Source organism: Parabacteroides caecihominis, assembly GCF_023656785.1.
Classification (GTDB): domain Bacteria; phylum Bacteroidota; class Bacteroidia; order Bacteroidales; family Tannerellaceae; genus Parabacteroides; species Parabacteroides segnis.
Genome location: NZ_JAMOKS010000083.1, coordinates 1 through 3,969, shown reverse-complemented (window position 1 = coordinate 3,969; position 3,969 = coordinate 1). Strand labels below are relative to the sequence as shown.

The 3,969-nt window shown below is 54.6% G+C and carries 1 protein-coding gene and 1 pseudogene; both read right to left on the bottom strand.

Annotated features, from left to right (window positions below; genetic code table 11):
- Positions 1-316: 316 nt before the first annotated feature.
- Positions 317-3,067, bottom strand: coding sequence for a fimbrial protein (locus NBH14_RS28565; RefSeq protein WP_186962091.1), 2,751 nt, complete (start codon positions 3,065-3,067; stop codon positions 317-319).
- 404 nt (positions 3,068-3,471) lie between these two features.
- Positions 3,472-3,969, bottom strand: a pseudogene (locus NBH14_RS28560) (hypothetical protein); the annotation flags it as partial.

The window sequence follows — 3,969 nt, the reverse complement described above, 5'->3', positions numbered from 1 at the left end:
ATAAAGCTTCTTGAAATTGTCAAGATTGAGATTATCAACAACAGTATTGACCACACGGACCGGATCGTTCGCTGCTATGTTTTCATCAATTCTGCCGGGAAAAAGAACTGTTTGGTTGGGAATATAAGGACGAAAATGTAACTTTGCCATAATGAAAAACTTTATGTCTAAAGATACAAAAACTTTGGGTAATAACAAAGCCCGGGCTTGTGAAAGTCTGGGTTTTGTGCATAAAAAAAGGTTGTGCCAGCGTTTTGACACAACCTCCAAAAGAGAGCCTACGGCATGGGGCAAAGCCCCATAAAAATAGTTGTCGTTACGGATTCGCTTCAATCCCTGCCTGGTAAATATCCAGTGTGATGGCCGGATTATCCGAACCGGCAGGTGTCGTCGGGTGTTCGCAGGTGATCGTTACCGTGGCGCTGCGGGCGGCGGCGCCTGTACCGGCACCGCCGGTTTCTTCCTGGGGTTTGGCAGTGATTTTGAGCACCATGCTGCCTAAACCGCCTGTGAGGGCTGTATCGGTGGCGTCTTTGCTGTTGCTGAATGTCAGCCAGTCGGCTTCGACGGCTGTCGCGTTTCCGTCGGCGTCATTGACGAAAGCCTTTACCGTCCAGTTGTCGTTGGTGATGAACTGGGCGGCTTCGTAGATGGCGCTGGCGTCGGCTTTCACGGCGGGGAAGTCGATATGGCCGTCGGTGATATGGCGGTCGTCGAGCGTGATTACCGGGACGGAAGCCTCCTGTGTAACCTTGATCACTTTCACTCCCGTAGCCAGACGGAGGGTGACGAATCCCGTACGTACGCTGGCACTGTCGTTGAGCGTGGTGCCGATCTCGATCACGGCGTCGCCCGTGCCGCTCATGATGCGTTTGTTGGTGCCGTCGAGGGCATAGGCTTTCAGCCAGTTGCGGTAGGCGGTGTCGCCCAGGTCGTCGATCGACCAGGCGGCGTTGGTAGTCAGCTTGATCTGATAGGGTTTGCCGGTCGTCTTATTCACCGGGATGCCCAGCGTGTAGTCGTAATGCTGCGGGGTTTCTCCGGTGGCTGCTTCCAGGTCGGTAAAGTCGTCGGCGGTACGGTCTTCCACTTTGACGATCTCACCCGTGCCGCCCTTGCCCGCCTGCACGATCACCAGGTCGCGGTAGATGGTGGCATCCTGGCGGTCATACAGGCGGATGCTGCCGGTACGTGCCAGGGTGGTGTCGTTGGCCAGGAGGTCGAACTTAAAGCTCTTGCCGTGTTGGTTCAGTCCCGGCTGGTCGGTGACATGTATCCAGGTGGAGTCGATCACGTCGATGCGGATGGCCCATTCCTGTTGGATGGAGGTTGTCTTATCACCGCAACTGTCAACGCCGATTACGATATCCTTGTATTCGGTATTCGCCAGAAGCGTCGGATTGCCGCCGCCGGTAGCGGCCAGCATTAGGGTATCGGTCTTTTCGGTTACCCCAACGGCATCGGTAGTCCCGTCGGTCGGACGGTTTACGACGGTATAATCCCCGGTGGCACTCAGCTTGCCGATGGCTACCGGGACAGCGGCTGCCGCGTTTCCTTTCTGTACGACCACCAGTGTCTGCATGATGGACGGGCGTTGCACGTTGCGGAATACCAGTGTTCCGCGGCGTTCGTTTTTGTAAGGGTTCGCCGTTTGCGGAAGTACGGTGGCGAGGGTTCCGACCGGGAGGTCTGCCGGGTCGATATTGGTTGTCGTGTCGATCCAGGCGGCGTTATAGCCTTTTGCCAGTTCCCATTCGCTGATGGCGTCGACGGCTACGTTCACCGGGCGGCCGTTACCGTCGGCACGGGCGGCGGGGAGGGTGAGCAGTTGGCCCGAACCGTCGGTAATGACTTCTGTCAGCGTAAATTCCACACAGCTCAGGGCGATGCTACCCAGCGACATTTCGTAGGAGATGGTGTCGCCGATCAGCCAGTCTTCGACGGTGATGGTGGCACTGAGGCGGGTAGGATCGAGGTCGTTGATCTTGATCAGATACTGGTTGTTGGGTTTTACGATGATGGGGGAGGCGCCGGCGGTGGTGCCTGTCTTGCTATTGTCTTCATACATATAGACGTTGTAGACTACCTTGGCCCCTGTCTTTCTGGTCTTGCCGTAGAGGGTGAGGTAGAAGCGGTCGGCATCGTCGCCTTCGCCCGTTTCAGGTGCTTTGCCGTTGTTCATATCGGGGTAGAGATAGAATGCGCTTGCCACGCGGCCGTTGTTGGCGTTCGGGTAGCGGGTGAAGTCGAACTGCTGCATCTCTTCCAGCCGGGTGTCGCCCGAGTAGAGGTATTCGGCGTTTTTCGTTGCCTTGAAGTTATTCACCTTATTGATCAGGGCGGAAGGGTGTATCTTGTTGAGCACGATACCTTCGATCACTAGGTCGCTCGTTTCGGCATAGTTTTCGATGTCGAAGCGGGAGACGATACGTTTGAGGGTGATGGCGCGGCTGGCAACGGTCGTACCCTGTTTGATGGTGTAGCCGGTGACTTCCGGTGTGGCGGTATCGTCTGCATCGAGTATCTGCACCGAGTCGATAGCCGTCATAATCAGCGGGCAGGCCAATTGGTCGGCGGTGGTGAGGACGTTTGTCTTCATCGCCAGGAACTGCGCTTCGGTGGTCTCACCCAGTTTCAGACGGTCCATGTCGTGCTGGCCGATGGCGTTGGCGATGAAATAGATTTTCTTTTTGCCTGTGCCGTTCAGTTGGATGGAAGCTGTCTTGTCGGCGCCGGTAGCGGTCAGCTGGTTTTCGCCGATCTTGAATTCTTCGGCAAAGACGGTCGTCGTCGAGTCGTAGGGAGTATCCGCATGCTGGTCGAATACATAGATAGAGAGGCTGTCGATGGTCGATTCGGCCACCGAAGCCGGCAACTTATCCAGTGGGTCGGGGTCCGCTTTGCTCAGGGGAACACTCCCTTTGGCAAAATCTTTCAGGGCAAAGCCGAAAGCCGTCTTGCCCGCTTCGGGTTTCAGGCCGCTTCCGTCGCCACTGTCGATCTCATCGTCCGAGCAGCCCGCCAATAAAAGGGCTGCCAACGCAAACATAAAATACTTTGTTTTCATAACACAATTTGTTTAATAATTAATACTGAGTGTTTATTTAGTTAATTAATAATTCACTATTTATCAGATATGAACTACTTGTATCTCTTTAATGGGGCTTTGCCCCATGCCGCAGGCTCTCTTTTGCCGTCAGTTTCAACTGACGGATAGATAAATCTTCCGGTTTTACCGGATTCCTCTGTGGGTTTCAACCCCTTTATCTGGTATCATATTATGAAAGGGGATAAATCCCACAGAAGAAGAGGCTTTGCCTCCTGTATTTAGAACCGTTGGTTGAAACCAACGGCAAAAGAGAGCCTGCGGCACGAGGCGAGCCTCGTTTTAAAAGACACCATAAATAGTTCAAATCTTTCTATATCATATTTCTTTTCTTCCATATCTCTTTTCTCTTTAATTTTCAATTATTACATCGTTCCTCCGATCGTTCCCCCGTCTTCCCAGTCACTGACTCCGGTGAAGGAGACGGAGATGTCGTTGCCGTCGATGGTGATGATGATGGAGAATTCCTGCCGGATGTTGCGGGTGAAAGGGACGCTCATGGCACGGAAAAACTCCGTCAGGTTCACTTCGCGGATCAGGGGGCGGTCGCCTGCCCGGATGCGGAAGAGCAGCTGGGTGTTGTCGGTGTAACGGTATGTCATCAGATCGCCTGTGACGGTGCGGTTCGGGCGCATCGAGGCTTTTGTGTACTGGGTACAGAGGGTTGTTTCGTCCATCCGGGGGATGGGATATATCCATTCTTCGCCGACGAGGCCGGTGATAGAGGTGTTGACACGGGTGGCGATGTCGAAGCCTGCCGCCGCGGGGATGCCGCGGAGGGTGAAAAAGAAGTCGTCCGTGTTCGGCGGAACGTCGCGCAGCCACTTGGCGGTGACACGCAGCAAGGCGTGGGCGTGGGTGGT

Bases quoted from the DNA above. Each gene is read 5' to 3' on its own strand.
- NBH14_RS28565 (WP_186962091.1), bottom strand. From the start codon at position 3,067: ATGAAAACAAAGTATTTTATGTTTGCGTTGGCAGCCCTTTTATTGGCG.